The following is a 19,278-nucleotide window of genomic DNA, read 5'->3' on the forward strand; positions in this document are numbered from 1 at the left end:
CCATCTGCGTATATCAGGAGCGAAGGAGTACCTATGGGCACGCTGCAACTTGAAGTGGTTACGCCGGACAAAACCGTGGTCAGCGGCGAAGTGGAAATGGCCGTCTGCCCTGGAATTGAGGGCGAATTCGGCGTGCTGCCCAAGCACGTTTCCCTGCTTTCTGCCCTGAAGATCGGCGGCCTGCGCTACCGCGCTGACGGCAAGGATGGGCACGTTTTCATCTCTGGCGGTTTCGCCGATGTGAACAACGACGTGCTCACAGTGCTGGCCGAATCGGCAGAGCTGGCGGACAGCATTGACACCGCGCGCGCCATGGCAGCCAAGGAACGCGCTGAAAAGCGCATTGCCAGCCATGACGAAAAGGTGGACATTGTCCGCGCTGAAGCCGCTCTGCAACGCGCAGTTGTGCGCTTGCAACTGGCCCAGCTCCGCTGAGCGACCAATTTTCAGATTTGTGGTGCCGCAACGGCGTGGAAAATTCCGCGCTGTTGCGGCTTTGCTTTTTTCTTGAATTTCATGCGACCGGCCTGTTACACCTCCCCCCTCTTCGGCATTTCCATCTGCCCAACCTGGCATCCTAAACGTATGCAGTGTTCAGGCTAAAATCGACATTCTGCCAAGAATTCGCACCCTACAAAAAATAGACTTCCGCACGAATCTTGGATATTGAAAGAGGTTCAAACGTGGAAAATTCGCCGCCAACCCATCCAGTTTCCCAGGACATGACCATGCCCAATCAGGAAAATATCCGCAATTTTTGCATTATCGCCCACATCGACCACGGCAAATCCACCCTGGCCGACCGCATTCTTGAACTGACCCAGGTTGTCAGCAAGCGGGAGGCGCGCCAGCAGTATCTGGACAAAATGGACCTGGAACGGGAGCGTGGCATCACCATCAAGGCCCAGTCCGTACGTATTCCGTACAAAGCCCAGAACGGGCAAATGTACGAACTGAACCTCATTGATACCCCTGGGCACGTGGACTTCAACTATGAAGTTTCGCGCTCCCTTGCTGCCTGCGAGGGTGCGCTGCTGGTTGTTGATGCCACTCAGGGCGTTGAAGCGCAAACGCTTGCCAACGTCTATCTTGCACTGGATCACGACCACGAAATCGTGCCTGTGCTCAATAAGATCGACCTTCCCAGCGCCGAAGTTGAACGCGTGAAGGCCGAAATCGAAGAGAGTATCGGCCTTGACTGCTCCGAGGCCATGCCAGTTTCCGCCAAAACAGGCATGGGCGTTGACGCGGTTCTTGAAGCCATTGTGCACCGGCTCCCCCCCCCAAAGGGCGATGTGGCGGCTCCGCTCAAAGCGCTCATCTTCGACTCGTGGTACGACAGCTATCAGGGCGTAGTTATTCTGTTCCGCATTATGGACGGCGCTATCAAGCGTAACGACATGGTACGCCTGATGAGCACCGGCAAGGAATACGAAGTGCTGCGCCTTGGCGTGTTCTCCCCCGAAGCCACGGACGTGAACGAGCTTCACGCTGGCGAAGTGGGTTTCATGTGCGGCTCCATCAAGGATCTGGGCGATGCGCGCGTTGGCGACACCATCACACTGGCGGAAAACCCTGCCACAACACCTGTTCCCGGCTTTACAGAAGTGAAGCCCATGGTTTTCTGCGGTCTGTATCCCACAGAGTCTGACGAATACGAAAACCTGAAAACCGCCCTTGAAAAGCTGCAACTCAATGACGCGGCCTTCTCCTTTGAGCCGGAAACATCTCAGGCTCTGGGTTTTGGCTTCCGCTGCGGCTTTCTTGGCCTGCTGCACATGGAGATCATTCAGGAGCGATTGGAGCGCGAATTTGAGGTCAGCCTCATCGCCACCGCGCCTTCTGTGGTCTACAAGGTGGACACAAACGATGGCAAGACCTTGCAGATTGACAACCCAAGCCACCTGCCAGACCCCACCAAGATACGCGCACTTTACGAACCGTATGTGAACATGGATATCCACGTGCCCAACGATTACGTGGGCAACGTCATGAAGCTGTGCGAAGAAAAGCGCGGCATGCAGAAAAATCTGCACTATCTGGCCACCAACCGCGTGGTAGTCACCTATGAGTTGCCGTTCGCAGAAATTGTTTACGACTTTTTCGATCGGCTCAAGTCTGCCACGCGCGGCTACGCCTCCATGGATTACCACCCGCTGGACTACCGAGAATCTGACCTCGTGCGCCTCGACATCATGCTCAATGGTGAAACCGTTGACGCTCTTGCCGTCATCGTTCACCGCGACCGCGCATATACCTACGGACGCGGGTTGGCGCTCAAGCTCAAGCGCAGCATTCCCCGCCAGCTTTTCCAGGTAGCCATTCAGGCAGCCATCGGGCAAAAGATCATTGCCCGCGAAACCGTGTCAGCCTTCCGCAAGGACGTGACGGCCAAGTGCTATGGCGGCGACATCACGCGTAAGCGCAAGTTGCTTGAGAAGCAGAAGGAAGGAAAAAAACGTATGAAGCGCATGGGTAACGTCGAGTTGCCTCAGGAAGCGTTTCTCGCTGCCCTCAAAGTGGGCGATGAATAGACTTGGAAATGCAAAAAAGAAGGGTGGCTCATGCGAGCCACCCTTCTTTTTTGCATCGCAGCATGTCCCGCAGCCACTACGGCCCAATTGGGCCATAAACGGCCCTTCCAAGCGTGACAACGCCAGCACACACCCATCTATCAAAAATTAAAAAAACCGGCTCACAGGGCGAACCAGAGCCGCACTTTTTGTCTCTTACCAAAACGGTCAATACAGCAACGCAGGCTTTCTTGTGTGGTCATGGCTGGCTTGCAACAGGCATGATTACGGCAGAAGCAGCTTGCGCATTTCCGCATCACTGATCTCAAAGCGCTTCATACACATGTCGTAATAGGCACGCCAAGGGAAGTAGCTGGTATCGCCGCGCCACTCATTGTTCATCTGTGTGGCTTCTGCCCGGCACTGCTGATTGGCTGCCAAGGCCTGCTGATCATCAAATGTCAGGGGAGGCCGCTCCCTAGGGGTGCAACCGCATGCCAGGCAACCTGCCAGCAGGCACAAGATAAGCAAGCCGCTGCCAACCAATGGATCTTTCTGCATGGCGAGTCTTCCTTGTAAGCATGCTTGGTCAAAGCGCCCAAGCTACATGTCTATGCGGCTGATAACCCCGTGCACGGCATGCACAGGCATTTTGTAAAATTGCACGAACGATGGCGCCAGTTTTTTGATGATGGCGTAAATGCGCCACACGGGCGAACTGGTGAGGATGTCTTCCACACCATAAAATATTACGCGTGGTTTGATGCCCGCTTCGGACAATATCTGGTAGATATCAACTACCTCCATATAGCCTGCAGCAACTTCAAATACACGAATACCCTCAGCGGGATCTTCATCAAAATGCCATGTCACGCCAATGGGTTCATTGGTACGGCCAATGCAAAGCATGATGTTCTGTTCATAAATGATGCCATTGCTGAACATGGTCTTGACTATGTAGGGCGAAACCTTGTCCAGACTGCGCAGAAAAAATATGGCTGTACCGCGTATGGCGCAACCCCTGGCCTTTTCTTCGGCAAATTTTTCCAGGAACTGCTCCTTGCCCATGGGGCGCATGCGTTGATACGCAGCCCTCTGCCCACGGGTATAGATAAGAATAACAGTAAGAGGAATAAGGGAAATAAGAATTGACCAGTACCCGCCGTGCGGAAATTTATAAAAATTCGCAAAGAGATAGATGAAATCAAGCACACAGACTATGGCCGCAATGACGGAATTGAAGTGCCGCCCCTGCAAATGGAAAATCCAGACCATAAATACGCCGGTTATGGACATGGTGCCGGTAACGGCAAGGCCGTATGCCGCAGCAAGCTTGTGGGATTCGCCAAAACCGCAGATGGCAAGCACCACTGCCACATACAAAGCCCAATTTACTGAATTGATATATATCTGCGAGTGCAGCTCTTTTGAGGTAAAGTCTACCTTGAACAAGGGCATGATGTGCGTTGCCATGCACTGATACATGATGGAAAACAAGCCGCTTATGAGGGCCTGTGAAGCAATGACCGTGGCCATGAGGCTGAGTATCAAGAACGGAATATACAGATGTCTGGCCTGGCTGTTGATCAATTCAAAGAGCACGTTCCCGGCATCAGGGTTGCGGATAAGAAACGAGGTCTGCCCCATATAGCTGGCTACCAGAGCCACAAAAACAATGCCCCATGCTGCAATGATGGGTTTACGCCCCATGTGCCCCATATCCGCATAGAGAGCCTCGCCGCCTGTAGCGCACAAAATAACCTCAGAAAGTACAAAAAAGCTCGCAATTCCATTGTGTACCATAAAGTCGATGGCATATATGGGGTTCAGCGCCTTGACCACCTGAGGTGCCTGCGTAATGGAGGCTATGCCTGAAACTGCCAGCACGCCGAACCACAGCGCCATAATCGGGCCAAACACGCCAGACACTGCGCCACTGCCTTTTTTCTGTACGGCGAAAAGCAGGGTTGTAAATACCAGTGCAACGCCAATTATCGCTACCTTGGGGGTTTCCTCAAGGCCCGGCACAAGGGTCAGGCCTTCCACCGCTGAAAGGATGGAAATGGCCGGGGTAATGACCCCGTCACCAATGAGCAGCGAAACGCCCACAAAGGCCATAACCGAAGCAAAGCCGATTTTTCTGCCGGAACGCAGCAAGGGCCGCAGGATGGAAAGCAGCACAATGGTGCCGCCCTCGCCGCCCTTGCTCAGGCTCATGGCCAGCCACGCATATCCCACGGTTACAAGCAGCAGCAAAGTCCAGATAATCAGCGAAAGAATGCCAATAAAATGGTCTTCTGTGCGCTCGGTCAGCATGAATATAACTGCCAGCGTATATATGGGGCTTGTGCCGATATCGCCAAACACAAGGCCCAGTGATTTGACGATTGAAGAAAACGTTATCTGCTGCGAATCCATGTAGTCCTCCAAGCATTGCAGCGCACCATAAAGCAGACAAGGGCGGCTGGCAAGACAGCTTGGAAAGCGCGGCTCATAAGGGTTTGCTGGTTCTCTTGTGGGGGTGCGGCTGCGCTCTGTCTTTGCAACAGCTCGTCCCTCCCCATAAACGCAAAAACGCCGCCCCTTGCGGGGCGGCGCCACATTACGGAAGGAAAACCAAGTTTACGGCAGCATCCAATGCAGCACGTTGGACTGCAGGTAGGTGAGCACGCAGATAAAGGCCGTCATGGCCAAGCTGTGCCCAAGCGTAAACCGGAAGAGGTCGCCTTCATGACCAACCAGATTGGTGGCAGCGGTTGCCACACTGATGGACTGGGGCGAAATCATCTTACCGGTAACACCACCGGAAGAGTTGGCGGAAACGGCCAAGGCCGGATCCATGCCCACCACTTCAGCCGTGGAGCGCTGCATACCGCAGAACAGGGCGTTTGAAGAGGTGTCCGAACCGGTCAGGAACACGCCCAACCAGCCCAAAAGGGGCGAGAAGAGCGGGAACAGCGGGCCAGTCAGGGTAAAGGCAATACCCAGGGTGGAGCTCATGCCGGAGAAGTTCATGAGGTAAGCCAGGCCCAGAATCATGGCGATGGTCAGGATGGGGAAGCGCAGCTGATGAATGGTACGGAACAGGCAGCTGACGGCCTTGCCAAACGAATAACCAGGCATGAAAGGCACGGAGAAGAAACCAGCCAGCAGAATGGCCGTACCACCAGCGGAGAGCCAGTTGAACGTAAACACTGCGGGGTAGTTGGGATCCTTGCCGGCGGCCAGAATGGGAGCAGCCTTGTGCACCATGCCGTCAAGAGCGGGCCAGGAGAACTTGAGCACCGAACCGGGCACGGCGTTCAGCATGTTCTTGAACTGGGGCAGGCCCCACAAGAACACCATGACGGCCAGAACGATGTAAGGCAGCCACGCGCGAAGCACGATGCCCGTGGAAGGGGCCGCGCCGCTCAGCACGGTTTCCTTTTCGCCCTCAAAACGCCACACGGTCTTGGGCTTCCACACGCGCAGCAACAGCACCATCGCAACGATGGTGATAAGAGCCGACATGATATCGGGCAGGGTTGCGCCGTGGTGGTTGGAGAACAGGTACTGCGAACCGGCGAAGCTCACGCCAGCCACGATGATGGCGGGCAGCACTTCCATGGCGCGCTTGAAGCCGCACATGACCACGCAGAGCCACAGGGGCACAAGCACGGACAGGAAGGGCAGCTGACGACCAACGATCTGGCTCACGTGCATTTCAGGAATGCCGGAGACCTGGGCGCCGACGATGATCGGGATACCAATGGCGCCAAAGGCCACGGGCGCGGTGTTGGCAATCAGACAGATACCAGCGGCGTACAGGGGGCGGAAGCCCAAGCCCACCAGCATGGCGGCGGTGATCGCCACAGGGGTGCCGAAGCCTGCGGTACCTTCAATGAAGGAACCAAAGGCAAAGGCGATAAAGATGGCCTGCAAACGACGGTCGTCTGTCAGACGCGCGAGCGATTCTTTGATGTATTCAAATTCGCCCGATTCCACAGTCATGTTGTACACCCAGACCGCCGTGATAACGATCCAGATGATGGGGAAGAGACCAAAGGCCGCGCCGTAGCTCAATGCGCCCAGCGCTGTTCCGAACGGCATGCCCCACACGGCAACCGCCAGAATGAAAGAAAGAGCCACAGCGAGAGCCGCGGCGTAATGCCCCTTAGCACGACGCACGGCCAGCATGTAAAAAAGGCTGATCAGGGGAATACCTGCCAGCAGGGCGGAAACTACTGCTCCGCCAACCGGATCATACACTTGTGTCCAAGCCATATAACAGACCCTCAACTGTTATGTGTTGCTAGGGGGCTTGAGCAGAGCGAGTCCCTTCCGTGCGACCCAGAAATGCTACCTCTTTCCCCCCACTAAGACCTTTGAGTGCGAATATAATCTTTCAGCAAAAAATACAATATGTTTCCCTATCCAAGTCGAGACAAAACTTACTACTACTGTCGCAAATTGGCTGGCAGCGCGAAATACAGGCGGGCGGCAACGTCAAAAAAAATTCCTGGCAGATAGCTTGCCCACCAGAAAATTCTGAATTTGCGGCCGCTATTTCGCCAGGGTTTTATGGCCTGCCGGGCGGCGGCGTTGTGCCCTTCGCGCCACAGGGCAACAGCTTTCTGAAAACCCGCCCTGCGGGTCATCATCGTGACAAGACCTGAATATTCCTGATCATAGCCAGGGTACAACACCCGGTGCTTCTCAAGGATACGCAATGTTTCATCAGCAAATTGACCAAATTTGCGAAAGGTTGTGTTGCCCCCATGCACCCGCCAAAGGGTCAGAGGCTCATCCACATAGTCCAGCTCCCAATCGTGGGCAATGCGGTAAAAAACATCGGCCTCCTCGCACACGTTGAGGCTCTGGTCAAACCACTCCCCGTTGCGACCTTCACCCGATGGTGTTTTATCGGGCGAAAGGCTTGCCAGAGCCTCGCGGCTGACCATGGCGGACGACATGGAAATCCACTGGCGTTCCATCAATGCGGCAAAGGCCATGCCCCGCGCAGGGGACGTTTCGGCAAAAAGCCTCTTGAACACACGCTTGCCGTCAAAAATTTCCGTATCCGTGCAAACCAGGCCCACACGCGGATTGCCTTCAAACAGGGCCACCTGGCGTTCCAGCTTGGTAGGACGCCACACGTCATCGCAGTCAAGAAAGGCCAGATACCGCCCACGGGCCTGAGCCAGGGCCAGATTGCGCCCCTCGCCCAGAGGAACAATGCCCTCCCCCCGGAAGTAGCGCACCTTTTCGCCATAGCTTTTGGCAATGGCCGGGCTTTCGTCAGTTGAGCAGTTGTCCCAGAAAACAACCTCAAAATCCGTGAATGTCTGGGCCATGAGGCTGTCCATGGCTTCGCGCAGATCGCGGGAACTGTTCAGGCAATTCATGATGACCGAAACTGCGGGGGCGTTCATGCTTTATCCTCATTGCGCGCGGTGGGTGGTGTGGATGTCTGTTGGGCCGGGCTTTGCCCTGCGCCAGCGGGAGCGAATGAAGCCTGCGTTCTGAATACCCAGACCTTGCACAGCGCATAAACCATGACAGGCACGGTCAGGACAGCAACAGGCATGGCCCAGGCATAAGGAACCCCAAGCCGCACCAGCAGCCAGACAATGGCCGAATTGCAGCACAGGCCCACTGCTTGGGTAGCCGCAAAGCGCGGCAACATGGTTCGGTGGCTGGCAATGCCTGCGGCGGAATCCGCAGCGCGGAACGTCCACAGGCATTGCCCAAGATAGGAAACAATAAAACTGAGCGCATAGGCAAGGGCGTTGCCCACAAGCGTGGGCAAACCTGCCATATTGACGAACAACAGCCCCAGCAGAAAATAGCTTACGGAAGCCGCGCCGCCCACAATGCCAAAGCGCACCCAGCGCCGGGCCAAAAGCCCGCGCACCAGATCCGCCAGCCATCTGAAACCCGGCACAGCCTGCCAGCCGCTAACCACGGCAAATCTCCTGCGCACCGGCGAGCGCTACTTGAGTGCGGCAACAAGCGCGTCGCACACGCTCTCCACATCTTCGGCGCTGAGGCCGGGGTGCAGGGGCAGGGTCACAAGCTCACCATAGAGCTGTTCCGTCACGGGCAGCGACTCCGCGCCCCCGCCAAAGCAGCTAAGCAGGTGGTTGGGTTTGTAATGCACTCCGGTGGGGATATCACGTGCCGCCATAAATTCCTTAACGGCATCTTTGCGGCCACCCAGAACACGCACGGGCATGATATGGCGCACCACAAAGTCCTGCGGGTCAGTGGCCAGCAGGGCAAGGCCCTCCACATTGGCGAGGCGCTGTTCATAAATGGCTGTAAGCATGCGGCGTGCGGGAATAAATTCCGATTCAAGCCGCCCAAGCTGCACCCGCCCGATGGCGGCCATGATATTGCTCATGTGATAGCGCCAGCCCTGACGGGTCACATCGGGATCCCACGAGCGCGCCCCGGCAAAACGCTGCTTTGCATCGTTGGCTACAGAAAGCAGCCGGGCGTCAGAAGCCAGATTTCCGGCGGCCTCATCAAAAGCCACCAGGCAGCCGCCTTCACCGCAGGTAATATTTTTGATTCCGTCAAAGCTGAAGCAGACCATGTCGCCAAAGCTGCCGATCATGCGTCCCTTGCTTTTGCAGCCAAAGGCGTGGGCGGCGTCTTCCACCACGCGCAAGCCCTTTGCACGGGCAAAATCATATATGGCGTCAATATGCCAGGGATTACTGGCATAGTGCACGGGCATGATGGCAATGGTGCGGGGGGTCAGACGGCGTTCGGCATCGGCAAGGTCAATGGTGCCGGTTTCAGGCAGCACATCGCAGGCCACAGGCTGGCAGCCTGCGGCGGTAATGGCCTGAAAAGACGCCACAAAAGTAAGGGAAGGTACCAGAACTTCCGGCTTTCCGTCTACGCGGCACTGGGCGGCAACGGCATCCACAGCCAGATGCAGGGCCGCAGTACCTGTATTTACAGAAATAACCTGACTAGGTTTGACGCCGAGGTAGCGGGCGACTTCTTCTTCAAAAAGACGCACTTCGTTGCCCATGCCGAGGTAGCCGTCTTCAGTAATTACACGGCTTACGGCGCGGGCTTCAGCTTCACCCACAATGGAGCGGGAAAGACGCATGGACATAAGGCCTCCTGCTGCGGCGGCATAACCCTAGCGGCTGTGCCGCTACGGCTGGCGAAGGCTTCAGGCTGCGCGTCGTTCACTCAAAACACCGCAGGACGCCGGGCTTTAAAAAGTCCGCCGTCCGCACGGAATCAGTAGTGCGCGCCTGGCCGCCATGCTAACCCGCATCGGCGTTCATGTCGCTCAATAACGTGTCGAGGTCAAGCAGAATGAGCAGGCGGTCTTCAAGCTTGCCCACGCCCCGGATATACTCGGAGCCAATGCCGCAAACCACCGGTGGCGCGGGCTCCACTGTGGAGGCGGGAATGCGCAGCACTTCGGACACTCCGTCCACCAGAAAACCCACTATTTTCTGGTTAAATTCCATCACGACAATACGCGTGTTGCCATCGTGCTCTAGGGCGGGCATGCTGAAGCGCGTACGCATGTTGACGACCGGAATAACCTTGCCGCGCAGATTGATTACGCCTTCAATAAATGCTGCGGCATGGGGCACCATAGTAATCTGCATGAGACGGATGATTTCCTGAACGGAAAGGATGTCCACCCCGAACTCTTCTTCGCCAATGCGGAATGTCACCAGCTGGAGCAGATCGCCTTCATGTTCCTGTCCGGAACCTTGCAGCATGTCCTGCCTAGTCGCTTGCGCCGCGTCCATTGTATCCGTCATGGGATGGCCTCCATGGTATAAGCGGGCGTTTTCCGCCCATGAATCGCCGCTTTTTCGGCAATTCGTCATATGCAATCCGCTGCAATCTGCGCCGGGATCGATCCCGCTAACTGGAGCGTTCAGGCCCCGGTTTCAACCTTATCGGACAGAGCGGAGAATACTTCAGAGTGGGTGACAAAAACAATCCTTTCGGGCCGGGTTACGCCCAGCTTTCCACAAGCGCGCGTTCCTGGGGATTTAGGTATTCCATCCAGATTCCCCGCATGTAGTCATAGTGATTGATGCACAGTTCAGGCAGGTCGGTTTGTTTATATGCCCAGGGCTTGGGACCGTGAAAATGCACTATCCGTGCTTCATCCCTGCATTCCTCTCTATAGGGGGGGCTGTTCCAGCAGTCATCCAGCCGCGTTATGCGCTTGCCAAAAAAATAATTCACCAGCGACTGATCAAGATTGCCGATGCGCGATTCATTTTCCTGGCAAAAAGCCATGAAATGCCCTATCAGATCGCGCTTGCGCAGCCGCTCAAGATTAAACAGCGCCACTCCGCTGGAATATGTCCAGATGGGAAAAGGCATGGGAACGGTGTACTGTTCGCCCCTGTATTCATAAAAAAGCTGCTGATGCTGATGATAAAATGGGGCTGTGTATTCCCTTGCCATACCCACGTAAGCCGGATGTTGTGCAAAAAGTTCGTCCAGCGGGCGATAAAAAAGCACATCCGTATCGCAGTAAAGCACACGGTCGTCCTGGGCAAGCTCGGGCACAAGAGCCAGCTCAAGTTTGAGAAAGCATCCGGCGCAGGACTGCCCCAGAGGCGTGAAACCGCTTGGGTCAAGGCGCGGCGTATAGCGCGCAACAGGAATATTTTCCGCAGCGAGTTCTGCCAGCAAGGCCGCATCGCTTCCGGCATAGATGCAGAGGCAGGGGGCATCCTTGCCCTGCACTGCACGCAATGACCGCACCGCCACCTTGAGCAGGGTCAGGTACTTGATCTTGTCGTCAAGGCAAAAAACGGTCTTCACAGGCTTTCTCCGCGCAGACGTCGTTGCAGGGCTGCCGCCTGCCCCTGTAGGGCCGCATTGTCAAAGTCCTTCACCGAGGCAAGAATGGCGGTCAGGTCTTCTGCATAGGGGGTGCCGTTCACAAGAGGCATAAACCGCTCAAGGGCGCTTTCCGCATTTCCCCAGTCCGTTTCCATCAATTCGGGCAGTTCGGCAAGCAGAGCCAGCAGGTTGTCCCTGTGCTCGCCTTCCAGATGCATGGTGCCTGCCGTGACCATGCTTCCATCGCCTTCAAGACAGCGTACGCGCAGCAGCACCTCGTTCATGCACACTTCAAACTCGTCCATCAGTTCTTCGCTCGGCGGAATAAGGGGCAAAGAGTTTTCCATGTGCCGCGTGAGGCGGCATACCCGCTCCACGCCAAGGTTGGCGGCAACGCCCTTTACCGTATGCGCCAAACGGGCCGCACCACGCAGATCACCGCAGGCAAGCAGGCCGCGCAGCTCTCTGGCGCTCTCGCCGTAGTGATCCACAAAACGCAGCAGCAGTTCCCTGTACAATTCGCGGTTGCCGCCTACGGTTGCAAGGCCAGCCTCCACATTGACCGCCTGCCCCTCCGGGACTGAAGAGGCTGTGGCCGGGTCGCGCATAACGTCCAGCGAATGCCGTTCCTCGCCCTCCTGAACACGGATTTCGGCGTCTGCGGCGGCAGAAAAAACATCCGGGCCAACATCTGCGGTCAGCGGATTGGACTGCAATCCGCCCGGAAGCCACGTTTCAAGGGCGGCATACAGGGCGGCAGGATCAACCGGTTTGGTGAGATAGTCGTTCATGCCCACGTTCTTGCCTTCCAGACGGGAAGCGGCATCGGCATGAGCAGTCATGGCAAGAATGGGCAGATCCGCAGGTGAAAAACCCAGCGCGCGGATGCGCATGGTGGCCTGAAGGCCATCCATTACAGGCATCTGCACATCCATGAGCACAAGGTCAACGCCGCCGCCGCGAACCTCTTCAACCGCCGCAAGACCGTTGGAGGCCACACGCACGTCAAGCCCGGCCTGGGTCAACAACTCGCTGGCGATCTGGGCGTTGATATCGTTATCTTCCACCACAAGTACAGTGCGGTGCACCGTGGTCGCAACGCCAAGGGCACTGTCCACAACAGCGGCGGCTTCTTCCTGAGCGGAGGTAGCCTCCGTAATGGCTTCGCCCTGTTGCACCCAACCGAAGGACAGTTCAAAGAAAAAACGGCTTCCCTTGCCGGGTGCGCTTGCCACAGAAAGCTCCCCGCCCATAAGGTTGACCAGTTGCCGCGCCAGCGCAAGCCCAAGGCCGAGGCCGCTGTTTGATCGCGTCAACGACTCATCGCCCAGGGCAAAGGGTTCAAAAAGCTTGTCCTTAAGAACAGCATCCATGCCGGGGCCGCTGTCGGCCACCACAAAAAGCAGACGGCATCCGCCATCTTCCAGGTCGCCGTGGGCAAGCTGCACACTGCATTCCACTGAGCCAGTGCGGGTGTACTTGACCGCATTGTCCAGCAGGATGCGCAACACTTCTTCCAGATGCCGTTCATCACCTTCCACAACTGCTGGCACAGCCGGATCCAGTGTAAAAATCAGCTCCAACTGTTTTTCAAGGGCGCTGCCCGCCACGCTCTGCCGCAACAGCTCCAGCAGGCGGGGCACCTGAAATGCCCGGTTTTCGCGGCGCAGCAAACCCTCGTTGATGCTTGAAAAATCAAGAATCCTGTTGACCATGTCCAACAGCAGGCTGCCGGATTTGTTGATCTGGGAAAGATAGTCGCGCTGCACGCCGCTGAGGCCAGCTTGCAGGCTCAGATAGCTCATGCCGATGATGGCATTGAGGGGCGTGCGGATTTCATGGCTCATACGGCGCAAAAAATCTTCCTGCACGTGTGAGGCCCTTTGGGCGAGTTCCAGTGACGACAAGGCCTGCGCACGGGCAAGCACGGCCTGCTGCTTGCTTTTGCGGGCACGCCTTTCGGCCTCTTTCAATTCGCGGATACGGGAAAACAGCGTTCCCTTCATGCGTTGCAGGGAAGCGAACATGACAGCCAGCTCATCCCGGTATTTGAGCTTCAATGGTTCGGGGTCCTCGCCCGCCGCCACGCCTTCCGCGTATTGACTGACCTCGCCCAGCGGTTTGGCGACCCTCTTCTGAAAGATATAAATATTGGCAACCGCGCTTGCTCCCAGGGCCAACAAGGCAAAAAACATGGCCCAGACCATCTGGACAAGCGGCGACTCCTGTTTGCTCACCTGTTCCAGAAAGCTGCGGTACTGCACTTCTCGCAGGGCCTGCGCGCTGAAAAGAACCTGCTGCGCCTCACTGTCCAGATTGACCCTGTCTACCCAGATCTGCGCGCCTTTCAGGTCAAGCCCGTCCCTGTCCCACAGGGGCGGCCCGCTATTGCCCACAGCCATGTTCACGGCGGTATCAAGCAGATTGTCGAGGTGCCTGCGCTGGGCAAGAAGCGCCTGAACCTGCCCTTGCAGACCTCCCGTCACATTGAGAGTGCGGGCAATATGTTCAAAGGTTCCCTCGTGACCGGCGGCGTCCTGCATCTCGTGGACGCGATCCTGATTCAGCATCTGCCACTTGGCATAACGCTCTGGATTGCCCGTAAAAATAAAGGCGTGGGCTTCTTCGTAACTCTGGCGGGTATTGGTTTCCACATCCACCAGGAGGGAATCAAGCCTGTAGTAGTTTTCGAGTACCCTGCGGCCCTCATTCAGGCCGCGCCCCAGAGATACCAGGCAAAGCCCAAGCAGCAGAAGAAGCAGCAACTGCGCGAGGTTGGAAGTTTTGATAATGGTTCTGATGCTCATGCTTCTTGCTCCCGCAGGCAGCGGACAGTGCCCTTCGTCAAGCTTGAACCGGACAGGCAGACACCCCCGCACGACTGACGGATGGCCTCATACCTTGAAGTATTGGCATTCTTACCATAGGCTGCCGCAAAAATCACCCGCGACCATTCTGGAGAAACTGAAAATCCCCATGTCCCCCACCGCCCGGAATTTATTGCCCCACGCGGCCTTACTGACAGCCATGGCCTTTTGGGGTTCCACCTTTGTTGTGCTGCGCATCGCCCTGACCGCCCTGACCCCCCTGCAAACCATGGCCGGGCGCATGCTGGTGGCCTGTATTGTTTTTTTGCCCCTGTGGCCGCGCCTCTGGCGCGAACTCAAGGAACACGGCAATCTGGGGACGCTGACGCTCATGGCACTGTGCGAGCCCTGCCTCTTTTTTCTCTTTGAAACCCACGCGCTGCGCCTGACCACGGCCTCGCAGGCGGGCATGATAACATCCCTGCTGCCCCTGTTGGTGGCGGCAGTAGCCTTTGTCGCCCTGCGCGAACACGCGGGCCTGCGCATGTGGCTGGGCTTTTTGTTGGCTGTTTGCGGCGTCACGTGGCTCACTCTTGCCGCTGTGCCGGACGAAAAAGCCGCCAATCCCCTGCTGGGCAATATTCTTGAGGGTATCGCCATGTGCTGCGCCGCCGGATATACCGTGCTGGCCCGCCACCTTTCAACCGTATACAGCGCCCTGTGCATCACGGCTGTTCAGGCCTTTGTGGGCATGATATTTTTTTGTCTGCTGGCGCTTGTGGTGCCGGAATCAGACACGCTCATCAGCCTTGGCAGGAATTTTCCCACATGGGTTCCTTGGGCCTGCGTTTTCTATCTGGGCGGCATTGTGACCTTTGCAGGATACGGTCTGTATAATTTTGGCGTAAAGCGCCTTTCTGCTGGTCGCGCCGCCGCCTACACCAATCTCATACCTGTTTTTGCCCTGCTCTTCGGCGTCGCCCTGTTGGGCGAGAAGCTCCCGCCCGCCCAATATGGAGGAGCCTTGCTTATAGTGCTTGGCGTACTGCTGAGCCAATGGCGGGGAATAAGCCGCAACGCCCTGGCCCAAAAACCGACAGTATGATTTTTCTGCTCAAGGCAGTTGCAGCACGTTGAGTATGGCCGGCATATCCAACGCGGCTTCTACAGCATCGGCCAGCCTGTCCAGCTCAGGACCGAGGCTGTAGGCTGTTTCCGGCGCTGACGGCAAACCCGCCTCATGCCGCAGACGACGCAAAAATGCATGGCGAAAGGCGTCTTCGTCAAAAAGACCGTGCAGATAACTGCCCCACACACGGGCACAGCCGCGAGCATCGCACCGTCCCCAGCCCACGGGGCGGCCCCCGGAGTCGGTCATCACAACCCGCATGACGGCAGACGCGGCATCGCCCGCAGCGGGTTCACCAGCTATATCCGACAATTTTCCGTGCAAGGAGGAGGTCTCGCCGTGATGGATCTCATAGCCTGTCACGGCCTGGCGTTCTGCCCCGGTCACACAGGCATCCGCCCATCCGGCGGCGCGGCACAGGCGCTTGGCTGCCAGCAGCCTTGTACTGAGTGGCAGCAGGCCAAGCCCCGGCTCGCATCCGCCTTCTTCAATCTGCAGAGGGTCGACTATTTCAACTCCAAGCATCTGCAATCCCCCGCAGATGCCTACCAGAGCCCCAGTACCGCGTGTCAGGCACTGACGGGCAAATTCCTGAACCCGCCCGGCCAGTCCGGTGCGCCGCAAAAAGCGTAGATCCCCCACGGTATTGCGGCTGCCTGGCAGAATGACAACATGCGGCGCACCCCACTGATCCGCCTGGCGCACAATACGCAACTGCACCCCCGGTTCGTCCCGCAGGGCGTCAAGATCCGTGGCATTACTCAAATGCGGCAGATCGGGCACCACGATATCCAGCAAGCCGGGGGCACCAGAGGTTTGCCCCAGGCACAGGCCAGGGGTCAGACCTTCCTTGAAGCTTACGGAGTCCTCTTCGGGCAGGCGCAGGTTTTCCAGCATGGGCACCACACCCCAAAAGGGTTTGCCCGTGCGTTTCTGGATCATGGACAGGGCGGGATCCAGCAGGCTGGCGTCGCCCCGAAACTTATTGAGAATAAAGCCCCCCACCCGCCCTCTTTCCGCGCGGGTGAGCAGGGCCATGGTGCCCGCCAGGGCCGCAAAGGCCCCGCCACGGTCAATATCCGCCACCAGAGCCACGTGCGCCCCGGCATAGCGGGCCATGCGCATGTTTACAATATCATGTGCCTTGAGGTTGATCTCAGCCGGGCTGCCCGCCCCTTCAAGCACCATAACATCCATATCTGCGGCCAGACTGCGGTAGGCACGGCGCACGGCCTTCCAGGCTTCTGGCTTATAGGCGAGATACTCGCCCACGCGCATGTGCCCCACGGCTTCGCCCAGCACAATGATCTGGGAACCCACGTTGGACGTGGGCTTAAGCAGCACCGGGTTCATGCGCACGTCTGGCGCAAGGCCGCAGGCGGCGGCCTGCAAGACCTGAGCGCGGCCCATTTCCTTGCCGTCGCTGGTTACAAAGGAATTAAGCGCCATGTTCTGCGCCTTGAAGGGCGCAACCCGCAGCCCCCTGCGCGCCAGCAAGCGGCACACAGCCGCCGTAATCAGGCTTTTGCCCGCGTTTGAGCATGTTCCCTGAATCATGAGAGCCGGGGGAAAAAAACGCCTCGACCCTGATTGTGCCGTGTGAACCGGTCTGGCCGCCATCGCGGTAGTCCTCCCTGCACTTGCGGCAATGCCCGTTCAGTGCTGTGTCTTTTATGATATCTTTCCGGCAATATATGGATTGAGGGAAGCTACCGCAACCGATGCGCCTGTGCAGTCCGCCAAAGTGCAAAGCTGACCTGCTGCGCTGCGAGTTCTTCGCCTTGCACTGCTTGCCAGCTTTTCGTATAAAAGAAATGGTGGTCATACAAATACCCGCCGCAGCCCTGAAGGGCACGGCGGTTTACGCGGCCGCCAGGGCCGCAAATACCTGCGGAGTTTCAATGAAGCGTGTATTTTTATGGATTCTGGGTGGCGCCACGGTTCTGGCAGTGGCGGCGGCTGTTCTGCTCAGCAGGGTCGACGCTGGCTTTGTGGTGCGGCAGATCGCCGATGCCACGGCCAAAGCCACTGGGCAGCCATTAACGTTTGACAGCCCGCCCGGAATTTCCTTTTTCCCCCCCGGCGTCAATTTTGGACAGGCGCACTGGGGCAGCGCCAGCGATGGGCAGGGAGTGGTCATCTCCGTCAAAAGTGGTATGGCCCAACTGGAGTTGAGCCCCCTGCTTACGGGCAATGTTATCGTGCGTGAAGTACGGCTGAACAGCCCCATGATTGAAGTCCGCGAAGGCAAAGCCGTTGCCGCTGCCAAGCCGGACGCGGAAAAACCCGCAGATGAAGCCAAGCCCGCCGCTTCGACTCCGCCAGCCCTTCCCATTGAGCTAAAACGCCTTGTACTGCGTCAGGGTGTTGTGACCTACGCAAGCGCAAATGGTAAAACACTGCGCGTTGATGATGTAAACTTGTCTGTAGAGAATCTGCGCACCGGACAGGAAGCCGTGGTGCAGTGCGATTTTGCCTTTGTTTTTGGTGACAGCACCGCCGAACCATCTGCCCCCGCCGCCAAGCCTGGGGCAAGCAGCATCTCGGGGACGCTGGCATTTTCTTCCCGCCTGCGCTACGCGCCCCCTCAGTTGCTTTTCCGGCAGACCGCGCTGACAGTCACCCCGCTCACCGGAGCGCTGCCCAAGGAAGCTGGGCCGTTGCAGTTTACCTGTGAAGGGTCGTTACGGCTGAGCGATCTGCACCTCCAGTTGAGCAAGGCCTTGCTCAATACGCCCCAGGCGCGGGTGAGCGCATCCGGCGAAGGTGGGCTGTCCCCCCTGGCGTTCAACGGCGCTCTTGAGATGGAAGGCTCGCCCCACAAACTTGCCGCGCTGGCAGGCCATAAACTGGCGACTCCCTCTGCCAAGGACGATCTGCGCTTCAGAACAATGGTGCGCTATACCGCCAATGCCCTGAATCTCAGCCAGATGCTTCTGCAACTCGACGATCTTTCCATGCGCGGCGGTCTGCGCCTTGACCTGCCCGAAAACGCTCCCATGCTTGTGACTGCTGACGTGCAGACCGGCATGCTCAATCTTGATCCCTATCTGCCCCAGGCAGAATCCGGCAAAAATGTGGCGGAAACCAAGCCTGCGGGCCGCGACGGCGCAGCAATCAGCGGCAAACGCGCCAAGCCGGATGCGGAAGCCGCACGGCGCATGCCGGGGCTGGACATCCGCGCCAAAGTGGCTGGCATTACCAAGGACGGGTTGCAGGTAAAAGACATTGCGCTGGCCATCAAGGGAGAAAAAGGACGCTACGCCCTGACATCCTTAACCGCCAGCCTTGGCAGCGGCGGGCTTATCAAGTCCACCGGCACCATGGATATGACGACTGAAACTTGCGCTCTCAAGGTGCAAGCCGCAGATGTGGAGGTTGGTTCGCTGCTGGTTGCCCTTGGAAAGGGACAGCTGGCCGACGGGCAGGCCTCGCTGGATGCGGACGTGACCATGAAGTGCGCGGACGCCAATGATATTCGCCAAAGCCTTGGCGGGCGCGGGCTGCTGGAAATACGCCGCCTGCATGTTCCGGCCATGGCAGAGCTTTCTAAGAGCATCCCCTCGCTCACCGGCAAGGGGGGGCCGCTGCCCGACCGCTTTGATCTGGCCCGTGCGCCCTTTACTGCCCGCGATGGCGAAATCAACGCAAGCCCCATCACTGTCACCTCCGCCACCCTCAACGCTACGGGAAAGGCGCGCATCAGCCTGCCCAAACAGTACATGGATGCGGCTCTGGACATCAAAACCATGGGGCTGACAATTCCTGTGACGGCCAAGGGGCCTTTGAGTGACATTTCGTATGGTGTTGACCCGCGTTTTGCCCTTGATATGGCAAAAAATTTGCCGGGCGCATTGCTGAAAACGGGCAAGGAAGCCGGGAGCACCACCAAGGATGCGGCAAAGGGCGCTGAAGGGCTGGTTCGCGGCATCCTGGGCCGCTAACAGGCATGGCGATGGCCCGGACAAAGATACTTGCCAGGGGCAAAGGGCAAGGCAAACAG

Annotated in this window: 14 protein-coding genes; 4 read left to right on the top strand and 10 right to left on the bottom strand. The window is 57.6% G+C overall.

Annotated elements, in window-relative coordinates:
- Positions 1-33 precede the first annotated feature (33 nt).
- A complete protein-coding gene (locus JMF94_RS00120) occupies positions 34-435 on the top strand; it encodes a F0F1 ATP synthase subunit epsilon (protein ID WP_022658958.1) in 402 nt (133 codons plus the stop codon).
- Between the two features lie 293 nt (positions 436-728).
- Positions 729-2,534 (top strand): translation elongation factor 4, encoded by a 1,806-nt coding sequence (gene lepA / locus JMF94_RS00125; RefSeq protein ID WP_240823668.1) that lies wholly within the window; start codon positions 729-731, stop codon positions 2,532-2,534.
- A gap of 264 nt (positions 2,535-2,798) precedes the next feature.
- Here lepA and JMF94_RS00130 read toward each other — a convergent pair whose 3' ends face one another.
- The 9 genes from JMF94_RS00130 to JMF94_RS00170 form a co-directional block, all read right to left on the bottom strand.
- Positions 2,799-3,074 (bottom strand): hypothetical protein, encoded by a 276-nt coding sequence (locus JMF94_RS00130; RefSeq protein WP_240823206.1) that lies wholly within the window; start codon positions 3,072-3,074, stop codon positions 2,799-2,801.
- Between the two features lie 42 nt (positions 3,075-3,116).
- The gene (locus JMF94_RS00135) at positions 3,117-4,931 is read right to left on the bottom strand and encodes a KUP/HAK/KT family potassium transporter (RefSeq protein WP_240823207.1); all 1,815 of its coding nucleotides are present in this window, start codon (positions 4,929-4,931) and stop codon (positions 3,117-3,119) included.
- A gap of 204 nt (positions 4,932-5,135) precedes the next feature.
- Entirely contained in the window at positions 5,136-6,776 is a 1,641-nt protein-coding gene (locus JMF94_RS00140; protein WP_240823208.1) for an L-lactate permease, read from the bottom strand.
- A gap of 173 nt (positions 6,777-6,949) precedes the next feature.
- On the bottom strand, positions 6,950-7,924 hold the full coding sequence (locus tag JMF94_RS00145) for a glycosyltransferase (RefSeq protein ID WP_240823209.1): 975 nt from the start codon (positions 7,922-7,924) through the stop codon (positions 6,950-6,952).
- A complete protein-coding gene (locus JMF94_RS00150; RefSeq protein ID WP_240823210.1) occupies positions 7,921-8,457 on the bottom strand; it encodes a GtrA family protein in 537 nt (178 codons plus the stop codon). The genes JMF94_RS00145 and JMF94_RS00150 overlap by 4 nt, the downstream gene beginning before the upstream one ends.
- Positions 8,458-8,484: 27 nt before the next feature.
- Positions 8,485-9,624, bottom strand: coding sequence for a DegT/DnrJ/EryC1/StrS family aminotransferase (locus JMF94_RS00155; RefSeq protein WP_240823211.1), 1,140 nt, complete (start codon positions 9,622-9,624; stop codon positions 8,485-8,487).
- 157 nt (positions 9,625-9,781) lie between these two features.
- Positions 9,782-10,249, bottom strand: coding sequence for a chemotaxis protein CheW (locus JMF94_RS00160; RefSeq protein ID WP_027180850.1), 468 nt, complete (start codon positions 10,247-10,249; stop codon positions 9,782-9,784).
- Between the two features lie 244 nt (positions 10,250-10,493).
- Positions 10,494-11,318: a glycosyltransferase gene (locus JMF94_RS00165; protein ID WP_240823212.1), complete on the bottom strand. Its 825-nt coding sequence runs from the start codon at positions 11,316-11,318 to the stop codon at positions 10,494-10,496.
- The gene (locus JMF94_RS00170; RefSeq protein WP_240823213.1) at positions 11,315-14,146 is read right to left on the bottom strand and encodes a response regulator; all 2,832 of its coding nucleotides are present in this window, start codon (positions 14,144-14,146) and stop codon (positions 11,315-11,317) included. Before JMF94_RS00170 ends, JMF94_RS00165 begins: the two co-directional genes overlap by 4 nt.
- A 169-nt stretch (positions 14,147-14,315) precedes the next feature.
- On the opposite strand from JMF94_RS00170, the gene JMF94_RS00175 reads away from it, so the two are divergent.
- A complete protein-coding gene (locus tag JMF94_RS00175) occupies positions 14,316-15,251 on the top strand; it encodes a DMT family transporter (protein WP_276612799.1) in 936 nt (311 codons plus the stop codon).
- Between the two features lie 9 nt (positions 15,252-15,260).
- On the opposite strand, the gene JMF94_RS00180 is transcribed toward JMF94_RS00175, so the two are convergent.
- Positions 15,261-16,832, bottom strand: a complete 1,572-nt coding sequence (locus tag JMF94_RS00180) for a cobyric acid synthase (protein ID WP_240823215.1) — start codon at positions 16,830-16,832, stop codon at positions 15,261-15,263.
- Positions 16,833-17,176: 344 nt separating this feature from the next.
- On the opposite strand from JMF94_RS00180, the gene JMF94_RS00185 reads away from it, so the two are divergent.
- A complete protein-coding gene (locus tag JMF94_RS00185; protein ID WP_240823216.1) occupies positions 17,177-19,219 on the top strand; it encodes an AsmA family protein in 2,043 nt (680 codons plus the stop codon).
- The last annotated feature ends 59 nt before the right edge of the window (positions 19,220-19,278 follow it).

The organism is Desulfovibrio sp. UIB00, assembly GCF_022508225.1.
Classification (GTDB): Bacteria; Desulfobacterota; Desulfovibrionia; order Desulfovibrionales; family Desulfovibrionaceae; genus Desulfovibrio.

Coding starts and splice junctions, on each gene's coding strand:
- JMF94_RS00120 (WP_022658958.1), top strand. CDS start 34: ATGGGCACGCTGCAACTTGAAGTGGTTACGCCGGACAAAACCGTGGTC.
- lepA (WP_240823668.1), top strand. CDS start 729: ATGCCCAATCAGGAAAATATCCGCAATTTTTGCATTATCGCCCACATC.
- JMF94_RS00130 (WP_240823206.1), bottom strand. CDS start 3,074: ATGCAGAAAGATCCATTGGTTGGCAGCGGCTTGCTTATCTTGTGCCTG.
- JMF94_RS00135 (WP_240823207.1), bottom strand. CDS start 4,931: ATGGATTCGCAGCAGATAACGTTTTCTTCAATCGTCAAATCACTGGGC.
- JMF94_RS00140 (WP_240823208.1), bottom strand. CDS start 6,776: ATGGCTTGGACACAAGTGTATGATCCGGTTGGCGGAGCAGTAGTTTCC.
- JMF94_RS00145 (WP_240823209.1), bottom strand. CDS start 7,924: ATGAACGCCCCCGCAGTTTCGGTCATCATGAATTGCCTGAACAGTTCC.
- JMF94_RS00155 (WP_240823211.1), bottom strand. CDS start 9,624: ATGTCCATGCGTCTTTCCCGCTCCATTGTGGGTGAAGCTGAAGCCCGC.
- JMF94_RS00170 (WP_240823213.1), bottom strand. CDS start 14,146: ATGAGCATCAGAACCATTATCAAAACTTCCAACCTCGCGCAGTTGCTG.
- JMF94_RS00175 (WP_276612799.1), top strand. CDS start 14,316: ATGTCCCCCACCGCCCGGAATTTATTGCCCCACGCGGCCTTACTGACA.
- JMF94_RS00180 (WP_240823215.1), bottom strand. CDS start 16,832: ATGATTCAGGGAACATGCTCAAACGCGGGCAAAAGCCTGATTACGGCG.
- JMF94_RS00185 (WP_240823216.1), top strand. CDS start 17,177: ATGAAGCGTGTATTTTTATGGATTCTGGGTGGCGCCACGGTTCTGGCA.